Origin of the sequence: Streptomyces sp. BE303, assembly GCF_036290945.1 — a bacterium.
Lineage (GTDB): Bacteria > Actinomycetota > Actinomycetes > Streptomycetales > Streptomycetaceae > Kitasatospora.
This window is the reverse complement of the sequence record NZ_JAQYWZ010000293.1, coordinates 1-390: the sequence shown is the minus strand read 5'-3', so window position 1 is coordinate 390 and position 390 is coordinate 1. Positions and strand designations below refer to the sequence as shown.

The following is a 390-nucleotide window of genomic DNA, read 5'->3' as shown; positions in this document are numbered from 1 at the left end:
GGTGATGCGTTGGTCGCGGTGACGACGGTGTCGTTCGACATCGCGGGGTTGGAGTTGTTCGGGCCGTTGGTGCGTGGGGCTTCGGTGGTGTTGGCGGATCGTGTGACGGTGCGGGATCCGTTGGCGTTGTCGGCGTTGGTGGATCGGGTGCGTCCGGCGGTGGTGCAGGCGACGCCGAGTCTGTGGGAGGGGTTGTTGGCGGAGGCTCCGCCGGTGTCGTTGCGGGGGGTGCATGCGCTGGTGGGTGGTGAGGCGTTGTCGGCCGGGTTGGCGGAGCGTCTGGTGCGTGGGTGCGGTCGGGTGACGAACGTGTACGGGCCGACGGAGGTGACGGTGTGGGCGACGGCGGCGGAGCTGGCGGCCGACCACCGGGGCATCCCCGCCATCGGC

At 70.8% G+C, this 390-nt stretch carries 1 protein-coding gene; it reads left to right on the top strand.

The genetic code is table 11. The features are described 5' to 3' along the window. Window positions 1–18: 18 nt before the first annotated feature. Window positions 19–390 (top strand): AMP-binding protein (locus PUR56_RS02810; protein WP_329947708.1); only part of this gene is annotated, 372 nt, incomplete at its 3' end.